Raw genomic sequence first — 25,933 nt, 5'->3', positions numbered from 1 at the left:
TCCTGCAAGATTCGATTGAAGCCCTGAACCTAGAGCATCCAAAGGATGCCGCCAACCGCAACCGAGGCAAAGCTGAAAATCACCGCCAGCGTCTTCATCCGCGCATTGGGTTGCGCATTGGCGTGGTGGTCGTTCAGCCGGTCCAGCGTCTTGGTCGCCGCATCATGGGCCGCCCAGAAGATATAGACCGCCGCGACGACAAAGATCGTCGCCACGCCCTTCGCAGCCCAGGTCGGGTCAAAATCACCGAACACCGCCTTAAGCCCGATTGCGACCGCAAGCGACGCCATCCCCGTGCGCATCCACCCTGCAAAGGTGCGCTCGTTCGCCAAAATCGTGCGGTCTTCGGCCCAGTCGGTGCGGTTCTCGGCCAGATCATTGCTTTTATTCATTGAACTATTCTGCGCGTCGCGCGTTACGCTGACAATAATATTTGACATAACGGGGACAGATTTATGCGGTTGCGCGGCATCAGAAGAAGCAAAAACGTAGAGGTCCGCCGCGGCGGGCGCGGGGGCGGTGCCGGGCGTGCGGGCGGTCTGGGGATCGTCGGCGTTTTGGCGGTGCTGGCGATCGGCTATTTCACCGGCATCGACGTATCGCCCTTGCTGAACGGGGGCGGCGCGCCGCAAACCCAGCAGGGCGCGCCGGTGTCTGAGTCTGACGCGCAGGCCACGCAGTTCACCGCGCAGGTGCTGGCCACCACCGAAGATGTCTGGGGCGAGATTTTCCCACAGCAGTTGGGTCGCGAATACGTGCCGCCCAAGCTCGTTGTCTTTTCCAACGTCACGCAAAGTGCCTGTGGCGGTGCCTCTGGCGCGACGGGGCCGTTCTACTGCCCGGCGGATGAAAAGGCCTATATCGACACGCAATTCTTTGATCTTCTGGCGCAGCGCATGGGGGCAGGCGGGGATTTCGCCGCCGCCTATGTGATTGCCCACGAGGTCGCCCACCACGTCCAGAACGAACTGGGCATCCTACCCAAGGTCGACGCACTGCGCCGCCAATCCTCTACGGCCGAGGCGAATGCCCTGACCGTGCGGCTCGAGCTGATGGCTGATTGTTTTTCGGGCATCTGGGCCAAGAACGTCAAAGGTCTGATGGAGCGGGGCGATCTGGACGAGGCATTGAACGCCGCGCGCAAGATCGGCGATGACCACCTGCAACGTCAGGCCGGTCGCGTCCCGCAGCCGCACACCTTTACCCACGGCACGTCCGAGCAGCGCTCCAGCTGGTTCCAGCGCGGGTTCGACAGCGGTCAGGTCGGCCAATGCGACACTTTCGCGGCAGAGCAGCTGTAACAGCGCTCGGTGCCGTAACGGAAAAATAATGAGTATAAACAGCAGGTTAAGTTACCCGTGGGTAACCTGACCTGTTGCTTTCGGCCGTGCCAAAATGCCTATAGCCAAACGCATGGAGGCGCTGCGGGGCATTGAGGCACTGCGGAAAAATCAGGGAGCGGGGGCTGCCCCTCTCGGGCCATCCTTTGGATGACCCTGCGGGGCGACGCGTATTTTGCGGGGCAAAATACGCTGGGGTGAGAGGCTGATAACGACCCAAGTGGGTCTCGTTACGGCTGCTTCCTTCCGGATCTGACCGGGTTGGCGAGGCACCTGCCCGCACCAACCTCTCACCGCCCATATAGTATAGGGTCCGGTGGGATGCAAGACGGACCCAAAGGCGTTTTTCCCTCGGGCGTTTTTATCGGGCAGGGGGCCATGCAGCCTTGGCATCGCGCGGTTTGGCCAATAGGCATGGTGCACGCAAACGGGAGGATACGCATGAAGCACGCCGAGACGGTCACTTTCGGAGGGTCAGCGCTTGACCGCGCCGGAGAGGTTCGCGCCGACAAGGAGGCCGTGGCCGCATTGCGCGCCGATGATGCCGCCCGCGCCATTCTGTTTTGGCGGGGCAAGGTCTTGATCGACCCCGCGCGCCCCGCGTCTGTTGTGCGTTTGCCGCTGGATCACCCCGTTCTGGCGGATGCCGGCTCTGCCCCGATCTTGCTGGGGCGCGAAGAGGGGGCCGCGTGTTTTGCCTATGACCTGTCGCCGTGGATGCCCGATGACTTCGACCCGCGCCAGCTGGGGTCTTTCGTGGATCAAAGCGAACAGCGCCACCCGATGTTGCCGCCCGACTATGCTTTCGTCGAAATGCGCCGCGTGATGACGTGGCTCAGCCCGCGTGACGCCGAACTGGCCGCGACCGGCAAGGCCATTCTGGCGTGGCACGAAAATCACGGCTACTGCGCCCGCTGCGGCTTTGAAACCGTGGTGAATGACGCAGGCTGGCAACGCAACTGCCCCGCTTGCCGCGCCTCGCATTTCCCGCGGACTGATCCGGTTGTGATCATGCTGATCACCCACGGCAACTCTGTCCTGATGGGGCGGTCGCCGGGCTGGCCCGAGGGGATGTTCTCGCTTTTGGCGGGGTTTGTCGAACCGGGTGAAACGCTCGAAGCCGCCGTGCGCCGCGAGGTGTTTGAAGAGGCGGGCGTGCAGGTCGGTCAGGTCAGCTATCTTGCCAGTCAGCCTTGGCCGTTTCCCGCGTCGCTCATGTTCGGCTGCGCCGGAGAGGCGACAAGCCACGAGATCACCATCGACCCCAAAGAGATCGAAGAGGCCTTCTGGGTGTCCAAAGAGGACATGATGGATGTCTTTGCCGGGCAACACCCCAAGATCAAACCGGCCCGAAAGGGGGCGATTGCGCATTTCCTGCTGGAAAACTGGCTTGCGGATACGCTGGATTAAGGCAACCTTCGGGAAAGACGACGGACAAGGCAGAACATGAAATTTTCCACCAAAGAAGACATCGACGCGCCGATTGATGCGGTATTCGACATGCTGTGCGAATTTGACCAGTTCGAACGCGCCGCCATGCGCCGCGGCGCAGAGGTGCAGCGCGTGGACCGGCTGGCAGAAGCGGGACCGGGGATGCAGTGGGAAGCTGCCTTTGACATGCGCGGCAAACGGCGCGAGCTTCAGGTCGAGATGGACCGTTTTGACCGCCCGACCGAAATGAAGCTGAACACCCGTTCGCAGGGTCTGACTGGCGACATGAGCTTTGATCTCGTCGCCCTGTCGCGCAGCCGCACCCGCATCATGGTCGCGCTAGAGCTCAAGCCGCAAAACCTGTCGGCCCGTCTGCTGGTGCAGTCGTTGAAACTGGCCAAGAATTCGCTGACCAAGAAGTTCAAGAAACGTGTCGGCGACTACGCCAAGGACATGGAAGACCGCTACCACAAACCCCGCTAGGGGGTTTGCGGCGGTGGCCGGCTTACTGGCCGTGACGGTCGGGATGCGCGGGGTAGACGCCCAGAATATCGATGAAGTTGGTGAAATGCGCCAGTTCCTCCAGCGCGCGGGCAACGGCGGGGTCTTCGGGGTGGCCTTCGATATCGGCATAGAACTGTGTCGCCGTGAACGACCCGCCCGCCATGTAGCTTTCCAGCTTGGTCATGTTGACGCCATTGGTCGCGAAACCGCCCATAGCTTTGTAAAGCGCAGCAGGGATGTTGCGCACCTGAAAGACAAAGGTGGTCAGCATGTTTTCCGCTCGGCGGGTCTGGTCCAGATCGGGCGACATCAGCAAGAAGCGGGTGGTGTTATGGTCCAGATCCTCGATGTCGCGGGCCAGCACCTTGAGCCCGTGAATATCCGCCGCGACCTCGCTTGCCAGCACACCGACATCGCGTTCTTCCGACACCGCAAGATCCGCCGCAGCGCCCGCACTATCGGCCGCGGCCTCTGAGGTGATGCCATGGGCGTCCAGCCAGCTGCGCGCCTGCGGGATCAGCACCATATGCGCGCGCACGTGTTTGATATCTTCGAGCTTCACACCGTCATGGGCCATCAGGCTGATGCGCACGCGCACGAAGGCCTCTGCGATGATGCGCAGCCCGCTTTGCGGCAACAGCCGGTGGATGTCCGCGACCCGCCCGTAGGTCGAGTTTTCGACCGGCAGCATCGCCAGATCGGCGCGGCCTTCGCGCACGGCGCGGATCACCCCTTCGAAGGTCATGCAGGGCACGGGGATCATGTCGGGGCGGGCTTGCAGGCAGGCTTCGTGGCTATAGGCCCCCAAAGCACCTTGAAAAGCGATGCGCGGCGCGGTTTTACTGGTCATCAGGGGCATCCTTCTTCAAGCCGTTGCCAACTATGGCGTTTGGTCGCGGTAACTACACCTTGCCCCGACGAAGGGAAAGCAATAGATACGCCTGCAATACGATGCCCGAATACCAACGATGGACCTTCACGCATGTTCGATACAATGACCGTTACCAAAATCGCTGCCGGCCTGTTTGGCGCTTGGCTTGTCCTTCTGCTTGGCAAATTCGCGGGCGAAGAGCTTTATCATGCGGGGTCGCATGGCGAACAGGGCTATGTGATTGAAGTGGCTGATGCCTCCGCTGGTGGGGAGCCCGCAGAAGAAGTCGATTTTGCCGAGATCATGGCGGCCGCCGATCCGTCCAAGGGCGAAAAGGTTTTCCGTAAATGTTCCGCTTGTCACAAGGCCGAAGACGGTGCGAATGCGGTTGGTCCCTACCTTTACGGTGTTGTCGGGCGTCCGGTTGATTCCGCTGACGGGTATGCATCCTATTCCGGCGCGCTTGAGAAAGCCGCTGAGACATGGACCCCCGAGAACCTGAACGCCTTCCTGACCAAGCCTGCCGGTTTCGCACCAGGCACCACGATGGGTTTCGCGGGTCTGCCCAAGATCGAAGACCGGGCGAATGTGATCGCCTATCTCGACAGCCTGGACAACTGATCCACCCCATATTCCGATTGCAAGGCCGCCCCCTCGTGGGCGGCCTTTTGCTGTGAAGTGCCCTGTTTTCAGTCAGGTAACATATTCGCAACTTGTAACTTGGGCGGTCGGGCCGTTAGCGTGTATCCGGCAGTGCTCTGCCGCGACGACCCTCGTCTATCGCCTGTTGTTATAAAGGATACGCCCGATGCCCCGGACCCATGCCCATACTGACACAAAATCGCAAACCCCCATGCTGCGCGTCGCTGGTGCGGCCTTGCTTGTCTTCGGGGCCGCGATGCTGGGCGGGGCAGCTTGGGGGCAAGAAGACGCCGCGCAGGGCAGTGACAAGATCATCACCGCGCATGGCTATTCCTTTTACGGCGATCTGAAATACCCCGCCGATTATACCCATTTCGACTATGTGAACCCCGACGCACCCAAAGGCGGCGAGATTTCAATCTCTACCCTTGGGACGTTTGATTCGATGAACCCCTATTCGCGCAAGGGCCGTGGCGGCGCGTTGAGCACGGTGATGTATGAAAGCCTGCTCGGCGAGGGCGTCGGCGGAGAGATCGTGCCCGCGGATGTTTACGGCGAAGCCTATTGCCTGCTGTGCGAGAGCCTTGAATACCCCGAGAGCAAGGATTGGGTGGTGTTCCACATGCGCAAGGACGCCAAATTCTCGACCGGTGATCCGGTGACGGCCCATGACATCGCCTTCAGCCACAACCTGCTGCTGGATCAGGGGCTGAAATCCTATGCCGATGCAGTGCGCAAGCTGATCCCCAAGGTCGAGGTGATCGATGATTACACTATTAAATTCTATTTCAGCCCCGGCGTGTCCCGGCGCAGCCTGATCGAACAGGTCGGCGGCGTGCCGGCATGGTCGAAAAAATGGTACGAGGAAACCGGCGCGCGGCTGGACGAATCGCGGCTGGAAACCTCGCCCGGGTCCGGCCCCTATATGATCGACAGCATCGATGTGAACCGTCGCATCGTCTATGAACGCAACCCCGATTACTGGGGCAAGGACCTGCCGTTCAACGTGGGCCGCAACAATTTTGATAAAATCCGGGTTGAATATTTTGGCGACGAGAATTCCGCGTTCGAGGCCTTCAAGGCGGGTGAATATACCTTCCGTACCGAGGGCAGTTCGAAACAATGGGCGTCGTCCTATGACTTCCCCAAGGTGACCGCGGGGCAGGTGGTCAAAGAGGATATCCCCGACGGGTCGCCTCCCACGCCTTCGGGCATCGTGTTCAACCTTGGCCGGGAGGTCTTGCAGGACAAGCGCGTGCGCGAGGCCGTGGCCCTGGGGTTCAACTTTGAATGGACCAATGAATCGCTGCAATACGGGCTGTTCAAACAGCGGGCGTCGTTTACGCAGGACACGCCGCTAATGGCCACGGGTGCCCCCCAAGGGGCGGAACTGGCGCTGCTGGAAAGCCTTGGCGATGTCGTGCCGCCCGAACTGCTGACGCAAGACGCGGTGGTGCCGCATACGTCGGATGCGAGCCGCCTGTCGGACCGTCGCAACCTGCGCCGCGCGATGAAGCTGCTGGACGAGGCCGGTTGGGCCGTGGGCGATGACGGCAAACGCTATAATGCACAGGGCAAACCCTTGCAGTTGCGGTTCTTGCTGAACTCGTCCGGGTCGGCGACTCTGTCGGCGGTGATCGAAAACTTTATGTCGAATTTGCAGAACATGGGCATTGATGCCGTGCTCGAGAAAGTCGACAGTTCCCAATACACGGCCCGCGAACGGGACCGCGATTACGACATGGTCTATGACAGCTATGGGGCGTTTCTGGGCACGGGCACCGGGCTAGAACAACGCTATGGGTCAGAGGCGGCGGCCTATTCGCTGTTCAACCCTGCGGGGCTTGCCAGCCCGTTGGTGGATGCGATTGTGACCGCGTCGCTGGCAGCCGACACGAAAGAGGAAGAGGACGCCAGCCTGATGGCGCTGGATCGGGCGTTGCGCTATGAATTTTTCATGATCCCGACCTGGTATAACGACAGTTTTTGGACAGCCTATTACGACCAGTACGAACACCCTGAAACGCAGCCGCCTTACGCTTTGGGCTACCTCGATTTCTGGTGGTACAATGCCGATAAAGCAGACGCCTTGCGCGCTGCAGGCGCACTGAGGTAAACGCCGGCCATGGGCGCATATATTCTTCGACGGCTGTTGCTGATCATACCGACTTTGCTTGGGATCATGCTGATCAACTTTGCACTGGTGCAGTTTGTGCCGGGTGGGCCTGTTGAGCAGGCGATCGCGCGTATTCAGGGCGGTGGTGACGTGTTCGAAGGGTTCTCTGGCGGGGGATCGGATGCGGGGAATGCCGCAGATACCGGCGGCAACGAGAATTACGTTGGCGCACGGGGCCTGCCGCCCGAATTCATCGCAGAGCTTGAGAAAGAGTTCGGCTTTGACAAGCCGCCGGTAGAGCGGTTCGTGAACATGCTGTGGAACTACATGCGGTTCGATTTCGGCGACAGCTACTTCCGGTCGATCAGCGTGATCGAGTTGATCAAGGAGAAGCTTCCCGTTTCGATCACGCTGGGGCTTTGGTCGACGTTGATCGCCTATCTGGTGTCGATCCCCCTTGGCATCCGCAAGGCGGTCAAGGATGGCACGGCCTTTGATACATGGACATCGGGCGCGATTATCGCGGCCTATGCGATCCCGGGCTTTCTGTTCGCGATCCTGCTGCTGGTGCTGTTCGCGGGCGGGTCCTATTGGCAGATATTCCCGCTGCGGGGGCTGACCTCGGATAATTTTGACCAGTTAAGCCCATTGGGCAAGGTCGCTGATTACTTCTGGCACATCACGCTGCCGGTGCTGGCCTCGACCATCTCGGCCTTTGCGACGCTGACCTTGCTGACCAAGAACAGCTTTCTCGACGAGATCAAGAAGCAATATGTCGTCACTGCGCGGGCCAAGGGTCTGTCAGAGCGTAAGGTGTTGTACGGCCACGTATTCCGCAACGCGATGCTGATCGTGATCGCGGGCTTTCCGGCGGTGTTTATCGGTGTGTTCTTTGGCGGCTCGCTGATCATCGAGACGATCTTTAGCCTTGATGGTCTGGGCCGTCTGGGGTTCGAGGCGGCGGTTGCGCGGGACTATCCGATCGTCTTCGGCACGCTGTTCATCTTTGGCCTTATCGGTCTGCTGGTCGGTATCCTGTCTGACCTGATGTATGTGGTCGTCGACCCGCGCATCGACTTTGAAAAACGCGAGGGCTGAACCCGATGGCGCTATCCCCGCTGAACCAACGCCGCTGGCGTAACTTTACCCGTAACCGCCGCGCCTATTGGAGCCTTTGGATTTTCGCGATCCTGTTTGGCATCTCGCTGTTCGCTGAATTTGTGGCCAACGACAAGCCGATCCTGGTGAACTATCGCGGCGATTACTACATGCCGATTTTCAAGTTCTATCCCGAGACCGAATTCGGCGGTGATTTCCTGACCGAAGCGGTCTACCGCGACCCCGAGGTTCAATGTCTGATCGCCTCGGGCGGGGTGATCGACTGTCTGGACGACCCCGAGGGGATCATCGAAGACGCGCAGGATGGTGACGTCGCGGGCGAGGCGATTGCGGCGGGCTGGTCGATCTGGCCGCCTATCCCCTATAGCTTTAATACCGCCGTGGACCGGCCCGGTGCGGCCCCGCTGCCGCCGAACGGGCAGAACCTGCTGGGCACCGATGGTACCAAACGTGACGTGTTGGCGCGGGTTATTCATGGCTTCCGGTTGTCGATCATCTTTACCCTGATTGTGACGGGGGCCGCATCGCTGATCGGGATCATCGCAGGGGCGGTGCAGGGGTTCTTTGGCGGCTGGACCGATCTGATTTTCCAGCGCGTGATCGAGATCTGGACCTCGACCCCGTCGCTGTATGTGATCATCATCATGTTCGCCATTCTGGGGCGTAGTTTCTGGCTGCTGGTATTCTTGCTGGTGCTGTTCAGTTGGACATCGCTTGTGGGTGTTGTACGGGCGGAATTCTTGCGGGCGCGGAACCTTGAATATGTGCGTGCGGCGCGTGCACTTGGGGTGGGGAATATGACGATCATGTTCCGCCACATGCTGCCCAATGCGATGGTCGCGATGCTGACGATGCTGCCGTTTATCATTACCGGCACGATCAGCACGCTTGCGATCCTTGATTTTCTGGGCTTCGGCCTGCCGTCGTCGGCACCGTCTTTGGGCGAGCTGACCTTGCAAGCCAAGCAGAACCTGCAAGCGCCCTGGCTGGCGTTCACCGCGTTCTTCACCTTTGCCATCATGCTGTCGCTGCTGATCTTTATCTTTGAAGGGATCCGCGACGCCTTTGACCCGAGAAAGACGTTCTCATGACGCCTTCGACCCCGTCCACTGCGGTGCTGCAAGTTGAGGACCTGCGCGTGTCCTTCCGTCAGGAAGGTGCGTTGACCCATGCGGTCAAGGGCGTGAGCTTTGCCGTGCAGCGCGGAGAAACCGTGGCGTTGGTGGGGGAGTCCGGCTCGGGTAAATCGGTATCGGCGCTGAGCACCGTATCGCTGTTGGGCGACAGTGCCGAGGTGTCGGGATCGGTGCTTTATGACGGGCAGCAGATGGTCGGGGCGAGCGACAAGCTGCTGCGCAAGGTGCGCGGCAATGACATCAGCTTTATCTTTCAAGAGCCAATGACCTCGCTTAACCCGCTGCATACGATCGAAAAGCAGCTGGCGGAATCGCTGGCGCTGCATCAGGGCGTGGCGGGGGCCGAGGCGCGGGCGCGTATCCTTGAACTGCTGGACAAGGTCGGGATCGTGGATGCGGAGAGCCGGTTGGGTGCCTACCCGCACCAGCTGTCGGGCGGGCAACGGCAACGGGTGATGATCGCGATGGCGCTGGCCAACAAGCCCGATGTGCTGATCGCGGATGAGCCGACCACGGCTTTGGACGTGACCATTCAGGCGCAGATACTGGACCTGCTGAAAGAGCTGAAAGACAGCGAGGGCATGGGCCTGCTGTTCATCACCCATGATCTGGGCATCGTGCGCCGCATTGCCGACCGCGTCTGCGTGATGAAACAGGGCGAGATTGTCGAACACGGCCCCACGCACGAGATTTTTGACAACCCGCAGCACCCCTACACGATCAAGCTTTTGGGGGCGGAGCCGTCGGGCCGACCGGACCCGGTCGCCCCCGATGCCGAGGTGATTGCCAGCACCGATCATCTGAAGGTCTGGTTCCCGATCCAGAAGGGGTTCATGCGCAAGACGGTGGATCACGTGAAGGCCGTCAATGACGCGTCGCTGTCCGTCCGCGCGGGGGAAACCCTTGGTATCGTGGGTGAATCCGGGTCGGGAAAGACGACGCTGGCGCTGGCGATCATGCGGTTGATCTCCTCTGAAGGGGGGATCAGCTTTATGGGCCAGGACGTGCGCAGTTGGTCCACGCGGCAGTTGCGGCGGTTGCGCAAGGATATGCAGATCGTGTTTCAGGATCCGTTCGGCAGCCTGTCGCCGCGGATGACCTGTATGCAGATCATCGCCGAAGGGCTGAGCGTGCATAAGGTGGACCCGGACCGCAACCCGCGCGAACTGGTGCGTGATGTGATGATCGAGGTGGGGTTGGACCCGGCCACGATGGACCGCTATCCGCACGAGTTTTCCGGCGGGCAACGTCAGCGGATTGCGATTGCGCGGGCGATGGTACTGCGACCCAAGCTGCTGGTGCTGGACGAGCCGACCTCGGCGCTGGATATGACCGTGCAGGTGCAAATCGTGGACCTGCTGCGCAACCTGCAGCGCAAATACGGGCTGGCCTATCTGTTCATCAGCCACGACCTGAAGGTCGTGCGCGCGATGTCGCATAAGGTGATGGTGATGAAGCGGGGGGATGTGGTCGAATATGGCGATGTCGATACGCTGTATGACAATCCGCAGTCCGACTATACGCGCACCTTGCTACAGGCGACGACCTGAGCAGGCCAAGCTTAAGAGCTTGGCCCGATCATAAAGCAGTTCACATTGCGGGCGACCAGACGGCGACAGGCCAGATCGGCTGTCTCGCGGGTCATGCCGAGGAAGTTGGCGTCGAACCCTTGCGGGCGACGCACGACTTTGCGCAGGCTGCCGTCGAGGGTCGAGATTTCGGACAATGCGGTTTTCAGCAAGACTTTCTCGGCGGCATAGCGGCTGGGATAGCGGCCCACATTCACGCCCCAGTGACGCCCGCCTGATGTCGACACGCGAGTGATGACTTCGGGGGCAGGGGGGGCTTTGGGCGTGACCTGTTTGACCGCGGCGGTTTCAACCAGCGATGCGGCGGAGGATGGGCGCAGCGTGGGCCGGACCGAGACCGAGGCGAGCAGGGTTTCCGCTTCTGCCGCGGGTTCCGGTGTCGGGGCAGGGGCCTCTGCGACGACGGGCGGCGCGGTTTGCTGTGCCTCTTTCAGCGCGGCGGTGATGTCTGAGTTCAGGATCGGAGAGGTCGCTTGGGGCACCTCGGCGGTGGCAACCACGACCTGCGGCTGGTGACCGGGGCGCAATGTGGGACGTTTGGAGGTGGTGACGGCCCCCACAAGCCGGATGACCTTGCCCGCGCCGCCGGATGCGCCAGGCGTATCCTCGACATCGGCGTAGACCGGCTTGGACGGTTTGTTCAGCGGCGCGCGAGAAGGGGCGCGGCGGAAGCCCAGATCCATCAGTTCGGTGACTTTGGCGTTGCGCGCGCTGGTAGAGGTGCCGCCGAAAACGGTCACGATAACGCGTTCGTTGCCGCGTTCCGCCGACGCGGTCAGGTTGAAGCCCGCCGCGCGGGTGTAGCCTGTTTTGATGCCATCGGCGCCCTTGTAGGAGCCCAGAAAACGGCGGTTGGTGTGGCTGACCTTGCGCACGCCCGCATCGGCAGTGATGCGCGAGAACAGGTTGTAGTATTCGGGGTGATCATAGAGCAGGTGGCGGCCCATGATGGTCATGTCATGTGCGGTCGACATGTGACCGGATTCGGTCAGGCCGTGGGCGTTCTTGAAGGTGGTGTTGGTCATGCCAAGCGCCTTGGCGGTGCGGTTCATGCGGCGGGCGAATTTGGCCTCGGACCCTTCGATGGCTTCCCCGATGGCGGTGGCGGCGTCATTGGCAGATTTGACGGCCGCGGCGCGGATCAGGTAGCGCAAAGAAATGGTTTGGCCCGATTTCAGCCCCAATTTGCTGGGCGGTTCGGACGCCGCGTGGCTGGTGATCTTGACCTTGCTGTCGAGCGAGATCTCACCGCGTTTAATCGCCTCGAATGCGATATAAAGTGTCATCATTTTGGTGAGGGAGGCCGGGTGCAGACGGGTATCCGCGTTTCGGGAGTGCAACACTTCGCCGGTTCGGGCGTCGATCACATAGGCGGCGTAGGGGGCCGCCATTGCGCTGAGCGGCAGGATCAGCAAGATCCATATAGCCGCAAGAATAAATAGCCCATACCGGGCTGGCTGCACACGCCGCACTCTCATCATAACTGCCTTTGCTCTGCCTCGGCCGTCGATTTTTCAACTGACCATTATTATTAAGGTAAGGTTACCATAGGACGTGTTTTCGATAAAGGCGTTCGATGTGGTGCAGCCCGGAAAAGCGGCGATTTCCGCGCAGCACATATAGCGTGTGCTTAAAACTCCGCCACTATAGGGGCGATTGTGGCGGGAATGTGGCAAGAGTTGGGCGGGAACGCAGCGAAGGTAAGGCGAGAATACAGCGGCGATCAGGGCAGCAGGTCTGCCACTTCGGACAGGCGCTTGATCTGGTGAAAGCGAGGCGAATCACTCGGGGCGGGGGCATGCTCCAGCGCCCAAGTCTTGCCGTGGGGGATATAGACGCCATGCCCGCCCGCGTGGATCATCGGCACCACGTCTGATTTCATGGAGTTCCCGATCATCATGCCACGGCCCGGGCCGTCGCCGTGGGTATGAAAGATGCGTTGGTAGGTTTGCGGGGTCTTGTCCGACACGATTTCAATCGCGGTGAACATATCGCGCAGGCCGGATTCAGCGAGCTTGCGTTCCTGATCCAGCAGATCGCCCTTGGTCACCAGCACCAGCCGATAGTCGTCTTGCAAGGCGTCGAGGGTTTCGCGCACATCGGGCAGCAGTTCGACCGGATGGGCCAGCATATCCCGCCCCGCCGCCAGCAGTTCGGAGATAACATCGGCAGGCACGCGGCCCTCGGTTACCTCTATCGCGGTTTCGATCATCGAGAGGGTGAACCCTTTGATGCCAAAGCCGTAGTGGGGGATGTTGCGCCGCTCTGCCTCCAGCAGCCGGTCCATCAGGCTGTCGCGGTCGGTGCAATCGGCAAGAAGTTCCGCGAATTTGACCTGTGTCAAAGCAAAGAAGCGTTCATTGTGCCATAAAGTGTCATCGGCATCAAAACCGATGGTCGTTAGCGGATTGCCCATCTTTGGCGCGCCCTCTTTTCTAATTCTGCTTTAGGGTTATATAGACGCCTACACGACTCACTTGAAACGACTTCTCAGGCAGGAGCAGCAATGCGCCTTGATGATCTTATGATGGCGGGCAAAGATCGGGACGATGACGAAACCGATCTGTTGACCAAGACCAAACCAAAGACCAAGCGGCCGCCTTTGTACAAGGTGATGCTGTTGAACGACGATTTCACCCCGATGGAATTTGTGGTGATCGTGCTTGAACGCTTCTTCGGGCTGAACCATGCCCAAGCCTTCGAGATCATGTTGACCGTGCATAAAAAAGGGCTGGCGGTCGTGGGCGTGTTCAGCCACGAGATCGCGGAAACCAAAGTCGCGCAGGTGATGGATTTCGCCCGGCGTCACCAGCACCCGCTGCAATGCACCATGGAAAAAGAAGAATAACACGTGATTGATGCACGTCTGCAACTGGCGCTTGACGGCGGTGGTCTTGAGTTGCCAGCTGAAGGGACGATTGCCGTCTTTCAGCCCCCCCGTGACAGTGATTTGCCCGGTCTGGACAAAGACCGCGTACAGATTATCCATGATTTCAAACCGGATTATGACGCATGGGCCGCGCGCGGCTATGATGTCGTGCGCACCATCAAGGACCGCTATGCGGCCTGTATCGTCTGCCTGCCACGCGCCAAGGCCGAAGCCCGCGCCGTGATCGCCGCCGCCTGCGAGGTATGCGACGGGATCGTTGTGATCGATGGGCAAAAGACCGACGGTGCCGATAGTGTCCTGCGCGAGATGCGCGACCGTGTGACCGTGCAGGGCCCGATTTCAAAAGCCCACGGCAAGATGTTCTGGATCTCGGAACCGGCGGCGGAGTTCTTTTCCGACTGGCGTCAGGGGCCGGAGCTGACCGAAGGCGGGTTCTGGACCGCGCCGGGGGTCTTTTCCGCCGATGGTGTCGATCTGGCCTCGGCGCTGCTGGTGGATGCCTTGCCCGAGAAGCTCGGGTCCGAGGTTGCCGATCTGGGGGCCGGTTGGGGCTTTTTGTCGGCCCATGCGCTGACACGGCCTGACATCAAGACCCTTTACCTTGTTGAAGCGGGGCATATGGCGCTGGAATGTGCGCGCCGCAATGTCACCGATGATCGCGCGTCCTTTGCATGGGAGGATGCCACAAGCTGGGAGCCGCCCCACCGCATGGACAGCGTGATCATGAACCCGCCCTTCCACATCGGTCGCGCGGCTGAACCGCAGATCGGGCAGGCGTTTGTTGCCACGGCAGCACGCATCCTGTCGCCGCAAGGCAAGCTGTGGATGGTCGCGAACCGTCATCTGCCCTATGAGGCAGAGCTGAAAACCCGTTTCGCCCATGTCGAGGAAATCGGCGGCGATGCGCGGTTCAAACTGTTTCACGCGGCACGGCCTTTGCGCAAACGCCGATAGGCGGGCCGCGCCTGATTAAGGAACGATTTATGTCATTCTCAATCTCTGGCAAAAGCGTCATCGTCACCGGGGCCGCGAACGGTATCGGTTTGGCGATTGCCCGGCAATTCGCCGACAAGGGCGCAAATGTGATGTGTGCCGATATCGACGAGAAAGCGCTGGTCGAACAGCTGGGCGATGCCAAGGACGAAGGCAACATCCGCTTTTTCGCGGGCGACCTGCGGCAACGGCTGACGATTGCGAACCTTGTCTCTGCCACCATCGACGCCTTTGACGAGGTCGACGTGTTGGTTAACGCCTCGCGGCAGTTCCTGCCGACGGATGCGCTGAACAATGACGACACCAGCGTCGAAACTCTGTGGCAGGAAAATGTGATGACCGCGATGCAGCTGACGCAGCAGGTCGCCAAACGCATGATCAAACAGTCCGAGGGCAAGGAAGAGGGCAGCGTAGGCAGCATCGTCAACCTCAGCTCGACCACCTCGCGGCACACACGGCCCGAGTTGATGGCCTATTCCATGGCGGCGGCAGCGCTTGAGCAGATGACGCGGTCGATGGCGCTGACGCTGGCACCGCATCGCATCCGGGTGAACGCCGTGGCCTTCGGGTCGGTGATGAGCGGGTCGCTGAAAGCCTCCTGCGCCGAGAACCGCGAGTGGCGCGACGATATCCGCAACCACACGCCGCTGGGGCGCATCGCATCGCCGTCAGAGCTGGCCGACACGATCCAATATCTTGCCGCCGACAGCTCAAGTTTCCTGACAGGCGAAGTGATCGTTGTGGACGGGGGGCGGTCCTTGCTGGACGCCGTGGACGCGCCGGCACACTAGAGTACGCAGTAACGAAAGGCTTTGCGCATGACCATTGATTTCGAGGCGGAGAAGACCCGCGCCGCTGAGTGGTTCCGCAGCCTGCGCGACCAGATCGTGGAGGCATTCGAGACGCTGGAGCGTGACCACGCCAAGGGCCCGCTGTCTGATGCCGCGCCCGGCACATTCGAGGTGACCCCGACCAAACGCAGCAGCGAGGATGGCAGTGACGCGGGCGGCGGTCTGATGAGCGTGATGCGTGGCGGGCGCGTGTTCGAAAAGGTCGGCGTCAACGTCTCTACGGTGTTCGGCACATTGGGAGAGCGCGCGCAGACCGCGATGGCGGCGCGCAAGGGCATCCCCGGTATGGCCGAAGACCCGCGGTTCTGGGCGTCGGGCATCAGTCTGGTCGCGCATATGCAGAACCCGCATGCCCCGGCGGTCCATATGAACACCCGCATGTTCTGGACCCCCCATGCCAGCTGGTTCGGCGGCGGGTCCGATCTGAATCCCTGCATCGAGTATGACGAAGACACAGCGCATTTCCACGCCGTGCAAAAGGCGCATCTGGACCCTCATGGCAGCGATCTCTACCCGCGGCTGAAGGCCTGGGCGGACGAGTATTTCTATATCCCGCACCGTCACCGCGCGCGCGGGGTCGGCGGTATCTTTATGGATGATCACGCGACAGGCGATTGGGAGGCGGATTTTGCCCTGACACAGGATATCGGCCGCGCCTTCCTGCCCGCCTATCTGCCGCTGGTGCAAAAGCGGATCACGCAAGACTGGTCAGAGGCAGACAAGGAAGCGCAGTTGGTGCATCGCGGGCTTTATGCCGAATATAACCTTGTCTATGACCGCGGCACGAAATTCGGGCTGGAAACCGGCCATGACGCCAATGCGGTTCTCATGAGCCTGCCGCCTTTGGCAAAGTGGATCTAGGGGGCCAGCCCCCGCCCTGCGGGCTCCCCCGGGATAGCTGCCATTTGGAATGAAAAAGGCCCCCGTCCGTGCAGGTCGGGGGCCTTTTCGTTTAGTGGGGTGTCAGCTTACTGCTTTGGCAGCATCACGCCGTCGATGACGTGGATCACACCGTTGGACTGTTTGACGTCCGCGATCTCTACGAAGGCGGCGTTGCCGTTTTCATCCACCAGCTTCATGCGGCCATCATCGGCGTAGGAGGCTTGCAGCGTGCAGCCGCCCAGTGTCGGCACGGGGTGCTCGCCGCCGTCGTCCTTGATCATGCCCTGCAGCGCGTCGGCCATCACAGCCTTGCCGACCACGTGGCAGGTCAGGATTTCGGTTAGACGCTCTTTGTTCTCGGGCTTGACCAGCATTTCGACGGTGCCTGGCTCAAGACGGTCGAAGCCAGCGTTGGTGGGGGCGAACACGGTGAAGGGGCCTTCGCCTGCGAGGGTATCAACCAGACCGGCAGCTTTCACAGCAGCAACCAATGTGGTGTGGTCGGCAGAGTTCACGGCGTTTTCAACGATGTTCTTGTCGGCGAACATTTCAGCACCACCGACCATGGGGTTCTTCATCTCGTCGGCGAAAGCCGCACCGGCAGTCAGGGCCAGAGCTGCGGTTGCGGTCATCATCTTTTTAGCGAAAGTCATGGTGGTCTCCTCGGTTTATATCGTGATCATTTGTTGATCATGCCGAAGCAACGGGGCCATGCTGCGCTTAGTTTCAAACAGAGCGCGAATTTATTTTCGATGTTATCCTTTGACGTGCCAGTCGAAGAAGCCGGGGCCTGCTTGCGACAATAGGTCTTGCGCCAGATCGACCCCCATCAGGCCGCCGTCTGAGATAGGGCCACTGCGGTCACCGGCAATCGCCTCTGACCCGTCGGGGCGCAGGACCTGGCCGCGCAGGTGGAGCGTGTCGCCGTCCAGCGTGGCCAGCCCGGCGATCGGAGTCTCGCACGATCCGTCAAGCGTGAGCAGAAAGGCGCGTTCGGCTGCCAGACGTTGGCCCGTGGGGGTGTCGTGGATCGCGGCGAGCATGGCTTCGGTATCAAGGTCACCGGCGCGGCGTTCAATGCCGATGGCCCCTTGCGCCACCGCGGGCAGCATCAGCGTATCGTCGATCGGCGTGGCGGGGACGTGTTGCATGCCCAAACGGTTCAGACCGGCCACGGCGAGGAAGGTACATTCGGCCACACCATCGGCGAGCTTTTTCAGCCGCGTCTGCACATTGCCGCGGAATTCGACGACCTGCAGGTCGGGACGCTGGTGTAGCAGCTGCGCACGACGGCGCAGGCTGGAGGTGCCGACGACCGCGCCTTCGGCCAGTTGGTCCAGCGCCGAGAGGGTGGGCGCGACAAAGGCGTCGCGCGGGTCTTCGCGCGGCAGGTAGGTATCGAGCAGCAGGCCCCCCGGCTGGATCGTGGGCATGTCTTTCATCGAATGCACGGCGATGTCGATTTTGCCCGCCAGCAGGTCTTCTTCGATTTCGCGGGTGAACAGACCCTTGCCGCCGATATCCTTGAGCGGGCGATCCTGAATGACATCGCCGGTGACTTTGATCACGACGATTTCAAACGCCGCCTGTGGAATTTCAAACGCAGCGGCCAGACGGGCGCGGGTTTCATAGGCCTGGGCCATCGCCAGAGGCGAGCCGCGGGTGCCGATGCGCATGGGGTTTTCGGGGGTGGGCAGGTTCACAGTCATGGCTCTTCTTTAGGGGTGTGGATTTGATCTGACAAGCGGTGCCATTGCCTTGACATCGCGGCGCTACATCTTGACCTAAGACAAAACCATTGAAGAGTAGGAATTCCCGATGCCGCAGACCGACACGCAAAGCAAAACCATTCTGCGTTCATTGGCCGGAGAGACGCTGCCGGTGCCGCCGATCTGGATGATGCGGCAGGCCGGACGCTATCTGCCCGAGTATAAGGCGACGCGGGCGCAGGCGGGGGATTTCCTGTCTTTGTGCTACAACCCCGATCTGGCGACCGAGGTCACCTTGCAGCCGATCCGTCGTTACGGGTTTGATGCGGCGATCCTCTTTGCGGATATTTTGCTTGTACCGCAGGCACTTGGCGCTGATCTGTGGTTTGTCACCGGCGAAGGGCCGCGCCTGTCCACGATCACCACGCAGGCGGATTTTGACCAGCTGCGGCCCGTGAGCGATATCCACGAGACGTTGAACCCGATCTATCAGACGGTGCGCAACCTTGCCGGTGAACTGCCGCGCGAGACGACGTTGATCGGCTTTGCCGGCGCGCCTTGGACTGTGGCGACCTATATGGTCGCGGGGCAGGGGACCAAGGATCAGGGGCCTGCGCATTTGCTGCGCACCCAGGATAACGCCCTGTTCGAGAAGCTGTTGGACCTGATTACCAAGGCGACCATCGAATATATGTCTGCGCAAATTGACGCAGGTGCCGAGGTGATGAAGATCTTTGACAGCTGGGCAGGATCGCTGCCGGGCGATGCTTTCGAGAAATACGCGCTGGCCCCTGCACGCGAGATCACGCAAGAGCTGAAGAAGCGCCATCCCGGTATTCCGATCATCGGTTTCCCGCGCGAGGCCGGCGATAAATACATCGGCTTCGCCAAGGCGACGGGGGTGGATTGTGTAGCGCTGGATAACTCCGTCTCGGCGGATTGGGCGGCCAAACATGTGCAGGTGGATGGTTGCGTGCAGGGCAACCTTGCATCGACCCATATGGTCACCGGCGGGCAGGCGTTGGTGGACGATACGCGCCAGATCGTCAAAGCCTTTTCCAAGGGGCCGCATATCTTTAACCTTGGTCACGGGATCACGCCGGATGCCGACCCTGACAACGTGCAGCGCATGATCGACACGGTGCGCGAAGGCGAATAATCAAATAAGATTGGCTTTGGCTCTTGACGGGGGCCGAAGCCTGTCATACTCGGAGCGCCGATGGCGTTATAGCTCAGTTGGTTAGAGCGAACGACTCATAATCGTTAGGTCCCTGGTTCAAATCCAGGTAACGCCACCATCTCCCCCCCCCTTACAGTTTTAAGTTTTAGGCGCATCCTGTGGCCTTGCGCGTTCGTTTGCGCCTGCTGTGTGTTTTTTGCTGGCTTGCATCAGCGATTGATAAACCCGTGTCGCTGGTGTCAGAGTGTTGCTTAGCTAAAGGCTCGGAACTGCTCGGCAACAGAGCGGTCCGTTTTGACTGAACACGGGAGATTAGAATGATGATGAGAAGAACCCTGATGGGGATCGCGGGTGCGGCCCTTGCCGTTGGCATGAGCGCGACCGGCGCGATGGCGCAAGAGGTCACCCTGCGCATGCACCAGTTCCTGCCGCCACAGGCCAATGTGCCCAAACTTATTCTGGATGTCTGGGCCGATAAGGTCGAAGCCGCCAGCGACAACAAGATCAAGATTGAACGCTACCCCTCCATGCAGCTTGGCGGGAAGCCACCGGAGCTGATGGACCAAGCGATTGACGGTGTGGCCGATATCGTCTGGACCGTGGTGGGCTATACCCCCGGCCGCTATCCCACGACCGAAGTGTTCGAGCTGCCCTTTATGGTCACCGACGCCCGCGCGGCGAGCTCTGCCTATTGGCAGATGTTCGAAAAGCACATGAAAGACACCGAGTTCAAGGACGTACATATTCTGGGCACATGGGTGCACGGCCCCGGCATGCTACACACCGACACCGAAGTGCGGTCGCCTGACGATATGCAGGGCCTGAAGATTCGCGGCGGGTCGCGTCTGGTGAACCAGCTGCTCGAGATTACCGGCGCGACGCCAGTGGGCATGCCGGTTCCGGCGATTCCCGAAGGTCTGTCCAAGGGGGTGATCGACGGCACAACGATCCCGTGGGAAGTGACGCCATCGTTGAAAGTGCCGGAACTGGTGAAGAACCACACCGAATTTGACGGTGCTGCACTTTATACGCTGACCTTCGTGCTGGCGATGAACAAGGACCGCTATGACGGGCTGTCGGATGAGCTGAAAAAGGTTCTGGATGAAAACTCCGGTCTGGAATTTTCGGTCTTTGCGGGGGGCACGCAGGCCGATGCCGATGGCCCTGCGCGTCAAGTCGCGGTTGATCTGGGCAACAACATCGTCGAGCTGAACGAAGAAGAGACCCAAGTCTGGCGCGATGCGTCGCAGCCGATCTATGACAGCTGGATTGCCGATATGGACAGCAAGGGCATCGACGGTCAGGCGCTGATCGACGAAGCGCGCGAATTGATGGATGCCTACGGCAAATAATCCCTGACGACGATAGCAGGCCCGCGGTGCATCCCTGCGCCGCGGGCCTGATTGCTTGATACACCCCAAAATACCTAGACAAGATTGAGAGAACCATGCGTCGGCTGATATATTTTCTTGCCCGCTTTACCGCCGTGATCGGAGGGCTGGTGCTGATGGCGCTGGTGCTGATGACCACGGCCTCTATCATCGGGCGCACGGTCAACAAGATGCTGCATAGCCCCTTCTTTCAGGAGAAGCTGGCCGGCCTGTCGCAGGGGCTGATTGACATGGGCATCGGCGAGATCAACGGCAATTACGAATTGCTGGAGGCGGGGGTCGCTTTCGCCATCTTCTCGTTCCTGCCGATTTGCCAGTATTACGGCGCGCATGCGTCCGTTGATGTGTTTACCTCGTTTTTGCCGCGCGCTGCGAACCGCTGGATTATCGCCTTTTGGGAGGTCGTTCTGGCCGCGGTGATCGTGCTGATCATCTGGCGTCTCTACGAGGGGATGCAACGCTATCTGGGCAACGGCGAGACGACGTTGTTCCTGCAGTTCCCTGTGTGGTGGGCCTATGCCGCCAGCTTTTCGTCCGGCGTGATTGCCTGCGTTGTGGCGGCCTATTGCGCCGTGATCCGCGTGATAGAGGCGATCCGCGGCACCGATATTCTTCCCAGCGAACAAGGGGCGCACTAAGATGACCAACCTAGAACTGGGCTTCTGGTCCTTTCCTGTGCTGCTGTTGATGATCTTTTTGCGCGCCCCCATCGGGCTGGCGATGCTGCTGTGCGGGTTTGGCGGCTGGTATCTGGCGATGGGGGGCAACCCCACGCCGCTGCTGTCAAAGCTCAAGTCCGAGACCTACACGACGTTTTCCAGCTATTCGCTGAGCATCATTCCCATGTTCCTGCTGATGGGCCAATTCGCGACCCTATCGGGGATGAGCCAAGCCCTGTTCAAAGCGGCAGAGAGCTTTCTGGGGCATCGTCGCGGTGGTGTGGCGATGGCGGCCGTGGGGGCCTGCGCGGGGTTCGGCGCGATTTGCGGCAGCTCGCTGGCGACAGCGGCAACCATGTCGAAGGTCGCGCTGCCCGAGCTGCGGCGCTATGGCTATTCCGGCGGGTTTTCCACCGCGACACTGGCCGCAGGGGGTACATTGGGCATCCTGATCCCGCCGTCGGTCATTCTGGTGATCTATGCGATCCTGACAGAGCAGAATATCGCCAAGCTGTTTCTGGCGGCCTTCCTGCCCGGTGTGCTGGCGGCCATCGGCTATGTCATCACGATCTCGATCTACGTGCGTCTGAACCCCAAATCTGCGGGCGTGCGCCCTGCGGTGCCTATGGGGGAACGGTTCAAGGCGCTGGCGAATACATGGCCGGTGCTGGTGATCTTTTTCGTCGTCGTGGGCGGCATCTATCTGGGCTGGTTCACCCCGACCGAAGGCGCGGCTGTGGGTGCCGCGGGCACTGGTCTGGCGGCTTTGCTGGCGGGTAGTCTGAACTGGGCGGTCTTGCGGGACAGTCTGATGGGCACGGCCAAAACCACGGGGATGATCTTTTTCATCGTGCTGGGGGCCGGGTTCTATAACGGCTTTCTGGCCCTGTCCGGCGTGCCGCAATTCATGGCTGACTGGGTCGTGGGGCAGGGCTATAGCCCGTGGTTCGTGCTGGTCGTGATCCTTGTCTTCTACCTCATTTTCGGCTGCCTGATGGACAGCCTGTCGATGATCCTGCTGACGGTGCCGATCTTCTTCCCTGTCATCTCGGCGATGGATTTCGGGATGAGCACAGAGCATCTGGCGATCTGGTTCGGCATCCTTGTGCTGATCGTGGTCGAGGTCGGTCTGATCACGCCGCCGGTGGGGATGAACCTGTTCATCATCAACTCGATGGACCGTGAAACCCCGATGACAGAGACCTATAAGGCCGTGATGTATTTTGTCGGTTCCGACATTGTGCGGGTGATCATTCTGGTGATGTTCCCCGCGATCACGCTGTTCCTGCTGCCCTGACGGGGCAAGGCGCTGTGAGATGAAAAAAGGGCCGCGTCTGACGCGGACCTTTTGTTTTGGGAATGGCAAACTGGTGTTTACGACGTCCAGGCCATGCGCGCAGGGTGGTATTCAAAGCCGATGTGGTGTCCGGCCCCGACCAGCCCTTCGCGGGTGTGGTTATAAAGCGAGCGCCAGTAAGGCTGGATCGTGACGCCTTCGTTCTGGATCAGCTCTTCGCCTTTGGCCATTAGGGCGCGACGTTTTTCGACATCGGCGACCGAGAGGGCCTCGGTCAGAAGCGCGTCGAATTCGGGGTTGGACCAGCCAAATTCGTTCCATGCCTCGCCCGAGCGATAGGCCAGCGCCCAGATCTGCACACCCAGCGGACGCGCGTTCCAATTGGTCGAGGAGAAGGGGTATTTCGTCCAGTCGTTCCAGAAGGTCGACCCCGGCAGGATCGTGCGTTTCACCTTGATGCCAGCGTCGCGCAACTGGGCGGCGACCGCATCTGTAGTGTCCTTGCGCCATGCATCGTCGATGGAAAACAGCTCGTGCTCGTAGTCGGCCATGCCGGCTTCTTCCATCAGGGCGCGGGCACCTTCGGGGTCCGCCTCGCGCGGGGGAAGCTCGGCATATTCGGGGTGCATCGGGCCGACGTGGTGGTTTTCGGCGACCAGCCCGCGACCGGCATAGCCCAGTTCAAGCAGCACGGCGTTATCGACCGCCATGGCCAGCGCCCGGCGGACACGCGCATCGGCGTAGGGTGTCTTGCCATCCACCTCGGCCAGTTGGTTGGGGCGGATCACGATGGTCGCACCCGTGGCGATTTCGTTCTGGTTCCAGCCGTCCAGCGTACTGAACACGTCGATGAATTCACCCTCTATGGAATAGGTGGCGTCGATCTCTTCTGCTTCGGCGGCGGCGACAAAGGCCGAAGGGTCAGTGCCGTAGTCGATGTATTCCAGCCGGTCGATATAGGGCCCGCCGTAGACTTCGGTGCCCCACCATATGTGATCGGGGTTCTTGACCAACACGGCCTTGATCCCGACTTCGACGGATTCAGGCAGGTAGGCACCGGTGCCGACAGGGTTGTCGAGCATGGTTTCCGGATCAAACCCTTCGGGGACGATGGCAGCGGGGTAATCGGCCATGCCGGGGATCAGGGTGATGTCGGGGCGGGGCAGCGACAGCTTGACCGTATGGTCATCCACCACGGTGATCGCGCCTTCGATCGCCTGACCGGAGTCTTCGTCGATCAGCGTGGCAAAGCGCCCGGCCATCGAGTTGCCCTCGACCGATTTATCGCACCAGCCTGTGATGTTGCGCGCCACATCGTTGGCAGTGAAGGGCGTGCCATCGTTCCACGTGACCCCTTTGCGCACATTCAGCACATATTCGGTGGCGTCTTCGTTGATCTCCCAGCTTTCGAGCAATGCGGGGGTGAAGGTGCCGTCATTCTCCCAAATCGCGAGATATTCAAGCCAGCCACGGGTGATGTTGGCGATCTGCGACCAGTCGTAGGTGCGCGGGTCTTTCAGCGCGCGGACCTCCATCTGCATCCGTACGGTGCCGCCGGATTTGTGCGCGGCCGCATGTGCGGGCGCTGCCATGCCGATCATCGCATAAGCGGTTGTCGCCGTGGCTCCAAAGGCGCTGGCGAGGGCCAGAAACTCGCGTCGGTTGACCGGATCGCGTTTGGCAGCTTCGGCAGAGGCGTGGATGGCAGCGGGTAAGGGGGTGCCGGTACGGGTTAAGAACGTCATGATCTTCCTCTCTGGTCGGGTGCTGCCCCTATGGTTCGGGCGGCGGATACGAAGCACAAGCACAGGCGCTGGATGCTTTGCGGTGATGCAGCTTTGCTGCGTTTATTGGCTAGGAATGTAACTAGCATGTATCACAGAGTTTCAAGCATTGCGCGGCGGTGCGTCAACCCACAGCAGCGGCGGTCACTGGGGTTTGCGCAAAACGCACTGCGCGCCCGATCCGGTTCAGGATCAGACGCGCGACCCGGGGCGCGCTGTTGGGCGCCTCCGGCGGGAGTTTATTTGGCAAAATGAAGCGCGGTTATGGCGTGGGTTTCGCGGGGAGGATCGTACCGGCACAGGCCCCGAAGCCGATGCGATACCCGTCGCCTGCGGCGTGGCCGGTCAGGATCATCGTATCCCCGTCCTGCACAAAGCTGCGGGTGGTGCCATCGTTCAGCGCGATCGGTTCCGCGCCGCCCCAGCTGAGTTCGAGCAGGCTGCCGCGGGCATCTTTGTCGGGGCCGGAGATGGTGCCGGAGCCGAGCAGATCGCCCGCGTTCATCGCACAGCCAGACGACGCGTGATGCGCCAGTTGTTGCGGGGCGGAATAATACATCGTGTTGTAATTGGTGCGCGCGATCACCTGCTGTTCGCCGCCGTCGGGCTGGATGATCACGGAGAGGTCGATGTCGTAGAGCATCGGTTTCGGCTCTGCCAGATAGGGCAGCAGATCAAGCTCGCGCTCGGGCGTGGAGGCGCGGAAGGGTTCAAGCGCCGCTTTCGTCACGATCCACGGAGAGATGCTGGTGGCGAAGGCCTTGGCCTGAAACGGGCCGAGCGGTTGATACTCCCACGCCTGAATGTCGCGTGCGGACCAATCATTCAGCAGCACATAGCCAAAGATCATCTCGTCCGCTTCGGCCACGCTGGGGGTGTCGCCCATATCGGTGGAGGTGCCGACGATGGCCCCCATCTCGAGCTCGATATCAAGGCGTTGGCTGGGGCCGAAATGCGGGGTCTCGGCGTCCGCCGGTTTGATCTGCCCGTTGGGCCGACGGATGTCGGTGCCGGAGACAACAACGGTCGAGGCGCGACCGTTGTAGCCGATGGGCATATGCAGCCAGTTCGGGGGCAGCGCGTTTTCCGCGCCCCGAAACATCGTGCCGACGTTGGTCGCATGGTGCCGGCCCGCGTAGAAATCGGTGTATTCCGAGACGACAATCGGCATGTGCAGGCGGATGTCAGCCATTGGGACAAGATGCGGGGCGACCTTGGCCTGGTCGGGGCTGCCGGTTGCCAGCAGGTCGGTCAGGCGGTCGCGCAGGGTGGCCCATGCGTCGGGGCCCAGATCCATGACGTCATTCCAATAGGGCACATCGAAGACAGGATCGAAGTGGAGCAGGATCAGATCTTCGGCCTCTACCGCGGCCATGTCGAGCACCATATCCCCGATCGCCACGCCACAGCGCGGTTCGAGCGTATCGGTGGAAAACACTCCGTACGGAAGATTGTTGAGCGGGAAGTCGGTGTCGGCGCTGTTCGCGCTTTCAACCCAAGAGGTGAGCAATGTCATCGGTGTTCCTTGCGTGTCGCTGCGGGCGCGTGA

At 60.8% G+C, this 25,933-nt stretch carries 24 protein-coding genes, 1 tRNA gene and 1 other RNA gene; 17 read left to right on the top strand and 9 right to left on the bottom strand.

Features of this window, described 5'->3' with window-relative positions:
* Nucleotides 1-29: 29 nt before the first annotated feature.
* Complete coding sequence (locus GLP43_RS00295) at nucleotides 30-392, bottom strand: DUF202 domain-containing protein (protein ID WP_237277741.1); 363 nt, start codon at nucleotides 390-392, stop codon at nucleotides 30-32.
* A gap of 63 nt (nucleotides 393-455) precedes the next feature.
* On the opposite strand from GLP43_RS00295, the gene ypfJ reads away from it, so the two are divergent.
* A complete protein-coding gene (gene ypfJ, locus GLP43_RS00290) occupies nucleotides 456-1,301 on the top strand; it encodes a KPN_02809 family neutral zinc metallopeptidase (protein ID WP_237277740.1) in 846 nt (281 codons plus the stop codon).
* 234 nt (nucleotides 1,302-1,535) lie between these two features.
* Here ypfJ and ffs read toward each other — a convergent pair.
* An RNA gene (gene ffs, locus GLP43_RS00285) (signal recognition particle sRNA small type) lies at nucleotides 1,536-1,633 on the bottom strand.
* A gap of 148 nt (nucleotides 1,634-1,781) precedes the next feature.
* Between ffs and nudC the strand changes: the two genes are divergently transcribed.
* Together nudC and GLP43_RS00275 are read left to right on the top strand one after the other, a co-directional pair.
* A complete protein-coding gene (gene nudC / locus GLP43_RS00280; RefSeq protein ID WP_237277739.1) occupies nucleotides 1,782-2,750 on the top strand; it encodes an NAD(+) diphosphatase in 969 nt (322 codons plus the stop codon).
* A gap of 36 nt (nucleotides 2,751-2,786) precedes the next feature.
* Nucleotides 2,787-3,254: an SRPBCC family protein gene (locus GLP43_RS00275; protein WP_005850040.1), complete on the top strand. Its 468-nt coding sequence runs from the start codon at nucleotides 2,787-2,789 to the stop codon at nucleotides 3,252-3,254.
* Between the two features lie 22 nt (nucleotides 3,255-3,276).
* Here GLP43_RS00275 and GLP43_RS00270 read toward each other — a convergent pair whose 3' ends face one another.
* Nucleotides 3,277-4,125 carry a prephenate dehydratase gene (locus GLP43_RS00270; RefSeq protein ID WP_037953939.1) on the bottom strand — a complete coding sequence of 283 codons (849 nt, stop codon included), beginning with the start codon at nucleotides 4,123-4,125 and terminating at the stop codon, nucleotides 3,277-3,279.
* A gap of 132 nt (nucleotides 4,126-4,257) precedes the next feature.
* Here GLP43_RS00270 and GLP43_RS00265 point away from each other — a divergent pair, with 132 nt between their 5' ends.
* The 5 genes from GLP43_RS00265 (at nucleotide 4,258) to GLP43_RS00245 (ending at nucleotide 10,709) form a co-directional block, all read left to right on the top strand.
* Nucleotides 4,258-4,767 (top strand): c-type cytochrome, encoded by a 510-nt coding sequence (locus tag GLP43_RS00265; protein WP_237277738.1) that lies wholly within the window; start codon nucleotides 4,258-4,260, stop codon nucleotides 4,765-4,767.
* 187 nt (nucleotides 4,768-4,954) lie between these two features.
* A complete protein-coding gene (locus tag GLP43_RS00260; protein ID WP_237277737.1) occupies nucleotides 4,955-6,904 on the top strand; it encodes an extracellular solute-binding protein in 1,950 nt (649 codons plus the stop codon).
* Between the two features lie 9 nt (nucleotides 6,905-6,913).
* Nucleotides 6,914-8,002: a microcin C ABC transporter permease YejB gene (locus GLP43_RS00255; protein ID WP_005850034.1), complete on the top strand. Its 1,089-nt coding sequence runs from the start codon at nucleotides 6,914-6,916 to the stop codon at nucleotides 8,000-8,002.
* Nucleotides 8,003-8,007: 5 nt separating this feature from the next.
* On the top strand, nucleotides 8,008-9,114 hold the full coding sequence (locus GLP43_RS00250; protein WP_237277736.1) for an ABC transporter permease: 1,107 nt from the start codon (nucleotides 8,008-8,010) through the stop codon (nucleotides 9,112-9,114).
* A complete protein-coding gene (locus GLP43_RS00245; protein ID WP_237277735.1) occupies nucleotides 9,111-10,709 on the top strand; it encodes an ABC transporter ATP-binding protein in 1,599 nt (532 codons plus the stop codon). Before GLP43_RS00250 ends, GLP43_RS00245 begins: the two co-directional genes overlap by 4 nt.
* Nucleotides 10,710-10,720: 11 nt before the next feature.
* On the opposite strand, the gene GLP43_RS00240 is transcribed toward GLP43_RS00245, so the two are convergent.
* On the bottom strand, nucleotides 10,721-12,226 hold the full coding sequence (locus GLP43_RS00240; RefSeq protein WP_237277734.1) for a D-alanyl-D-alanine carboxypeptidase family protein: 1,506 nt from the start codon (nucleotides 12,224-12,226) through the stop codon (nucleotides 10,721-10,723).
* A gap of 245 nt (nucleotides 12,227-12,471) precedes the next feature.
* Nucleotides 12,472-13,164, bottom strand: a complete 693-nt coding sequence (locus tag GLP43_RS00235) for an HAD family hydrolase (protein ID WP_237277733.1) — start codon at nucleotides 13,162-13,164, stop codon at nucleotides 12,472-12,474.
* A gap of 90 nt (nucleotides 13,165-13,254) precedes the next feature.
* Here GLP43_RS00235 and clpS point away from each other — a divergent pair, with 90 nt between their 5' ends.
* Genes clpS through hemF form a run of 4 tightly spaced genes read left to right on the top strand, consistent with a single transcriptional unit; the run spans nucleotide 13,255 to nucleotide 16,343 of the window.
* A complete protein-coding gene (gene clpS / locus GLP43_RS00230) occupies nucleotides 13,255-13,596 on the top strand; it encodes an ATP-dependent Clp protease adapter ClpS (RefSeq protein WP_005850026.1) in 342 nt (113 codons plus the stop codon).
* Between the two features lie 3 nt (nucleotides 13,597-13,599).
* The gene (locus GLP43_RS00225) at nucleotides 13,600-14,592 is read left to right on the top strand and encodes a class I SAM-dependent methyltransferase (RefSeq protein WP_237277732.1); all 993 of its coding nucleotides are present in this window, start codon (nucleotides 13,600-13,602) and stop codon (nucleotides 14,590-14,592) included.
* Nucleotides 14,593-14,621: 29 nt separating this feature from the next.
* Complete coding sequence (locus GLP43_RS00220) at nucleotides 14,622-15,422, top strand: SDR family NAD(P)-dependent oxidoreductase (protein WP_237277731.1); 801 nt, start codon at nucleotides 14,622-14,624, stop codon at nucleotides 15,420-15,422.
* Between the two features lie 27 nt (nucleotides 15,423-15,449).
* Nucleotides 15,450-16,343 (top strand): oxygen-dependent coproporphyrinogen oxidase, encoded by an 894-nt coding sequence (gene hemF, locus GLP43_RS00215; RefSeq protein ID WP_237277730.1) that lies wholly within the window; start codon nucleotides 15,450-15,452, stop codon nucleotides 16,341-16,343.
* Between the two features lie 107 nt (nucleotides 16,344-16,450).
* Here the strand turns inward: hemF and GLP43_RS00210 are convergent, their stop codons facing one another.
* Complete coding sequence (locus GLP43_RS00210; RefSeq protein ID WP_237277729.1) at nucleotides 16,451-17,017, bottom strand: fasciclin domain-containing protein; 567 nt, start codon at nucleotides 17,015-17,017, stop codon at nucleotides 16,451-16,453.
* Nucleotides 17,018-17,119: 102 nt separating this feature from the next.
* Nucleotides 17,120-18,073: a hydroxymethylbilane synthase gene (hemC, locus tag GLP43_RS00205; RefSeq protein WP_237277728.1), complete on the bottom strand. Its 954-nt coding sequence runs from the start codon at nucleotides 18,071-18,073 to the stop codon at nucleotides 17,120-17,122.
* Between the two features lie 109 nt (nucleotides 18,074-18,182).
* On the opposite strand from hemC, the gene hemE reads away from it, so the two are divergent.
* The 5 genes from hemE to GLP43_RS00180 all read left to right on the top strand — a co-directional run bounded on the left by hemE (nucleotide 18,183) and on the right by GLP43_RS00180 (nucleotide 22,600).
* Nucleotides 18,183-19,232, top strand: coding sequence for a uroporphyrinogen decarboxylase (gene hemE, locus GLP43_RS00200; protein WP_237277727.1), 1,050 nt, complete (start codon nucleotides 18,183-18,185; stop codon nucleotides 19,230-19,232).
* A gap of 62 nt (nucleotides 19,233-19,294) precedes the next feature.
* A tRNA-Met gene (locus tag GLP43_RS00195) sits at nucleotides 19,295-19,371 on the top strand.
* A 199-nt stretch (nucleotides 19,372-19,570) separates the two neighbouring features.
* Nucleotides 19,571-20,605 (top strand): TRAP transporter substrate-binding protein, encoded by a 1,035-nt coding sequence (locus tag GLP43_RS00190; protein ID WP_237277726.1) that lies wholly within the window; start codon nucleotides 19,571-19,573, stop codon nucleotides 20,603-20,605.
* Nucleotides 20,606-20,700: 95 nt separating this feature from the next.
* Complete coding sequence (locus tag GLP43_RS00185) at nucleotides 20,701-21,282, top strand: TRAP transporter small permease (protein ID WP_237277725.1); 582 nt, start codon at nucleotides 20,701-20,703, stop codon at nucleotides 21,280-21,282.
* 1 nt (nucleotide 21,283) lies between these two features.
* Entirely contained in the window at nucleotides 21,284-22,600 is a 1,317-nt protein-coding gene (locus tag GLP43_RS00180; RefSeq protein WP_237277724.1) for a TRAP transporter large permease, read from the top strand.
* Between the two features lie 77 nt (nucleotides 22,601-22,677).
* Here the strand turns inward: GLP43_RS00180 and GLP43_RS00175 are convergent, their stop codons facing one another.
* Entirely contained in the window at nucleotides 22,678-24,345 is a 1,668-nt protein-coding gene (locus tag GLP43_RS00175; protein ID WP_237277723.1) for an ABC transporter substrate-binding protein, read from the bottom strand.
* A gap of 301 nt (nucleotides 24,346-24,646) precedes the next feature.
* A complete protein-coding gene (fahA, locus tag GLP43_RS00170; protein WP_237277722.1) occupies nucleotides 24,647-25,900 on the bottom strand; it encodes a fumarylacetoacetase in 1,254 nt (417 codons plus the stop codon).
* Nucleotides 25,901-25,933 lie beyond the last annotated feature (33 nt).

Source organism: Sulfitobacter sp. M39, from assembly GCF_021735935.1.
Classification (GTDB): Bacteria; Pseudomonadota; Alphaproteobacteria; order Rhodobacterales; family Rhodobacteraceae; genus Sulfitobacter.
Note: the sequence above shows the minus strand (reverse complement) of the source record. Positions and strands in the feature narration are given on the sequence as shown.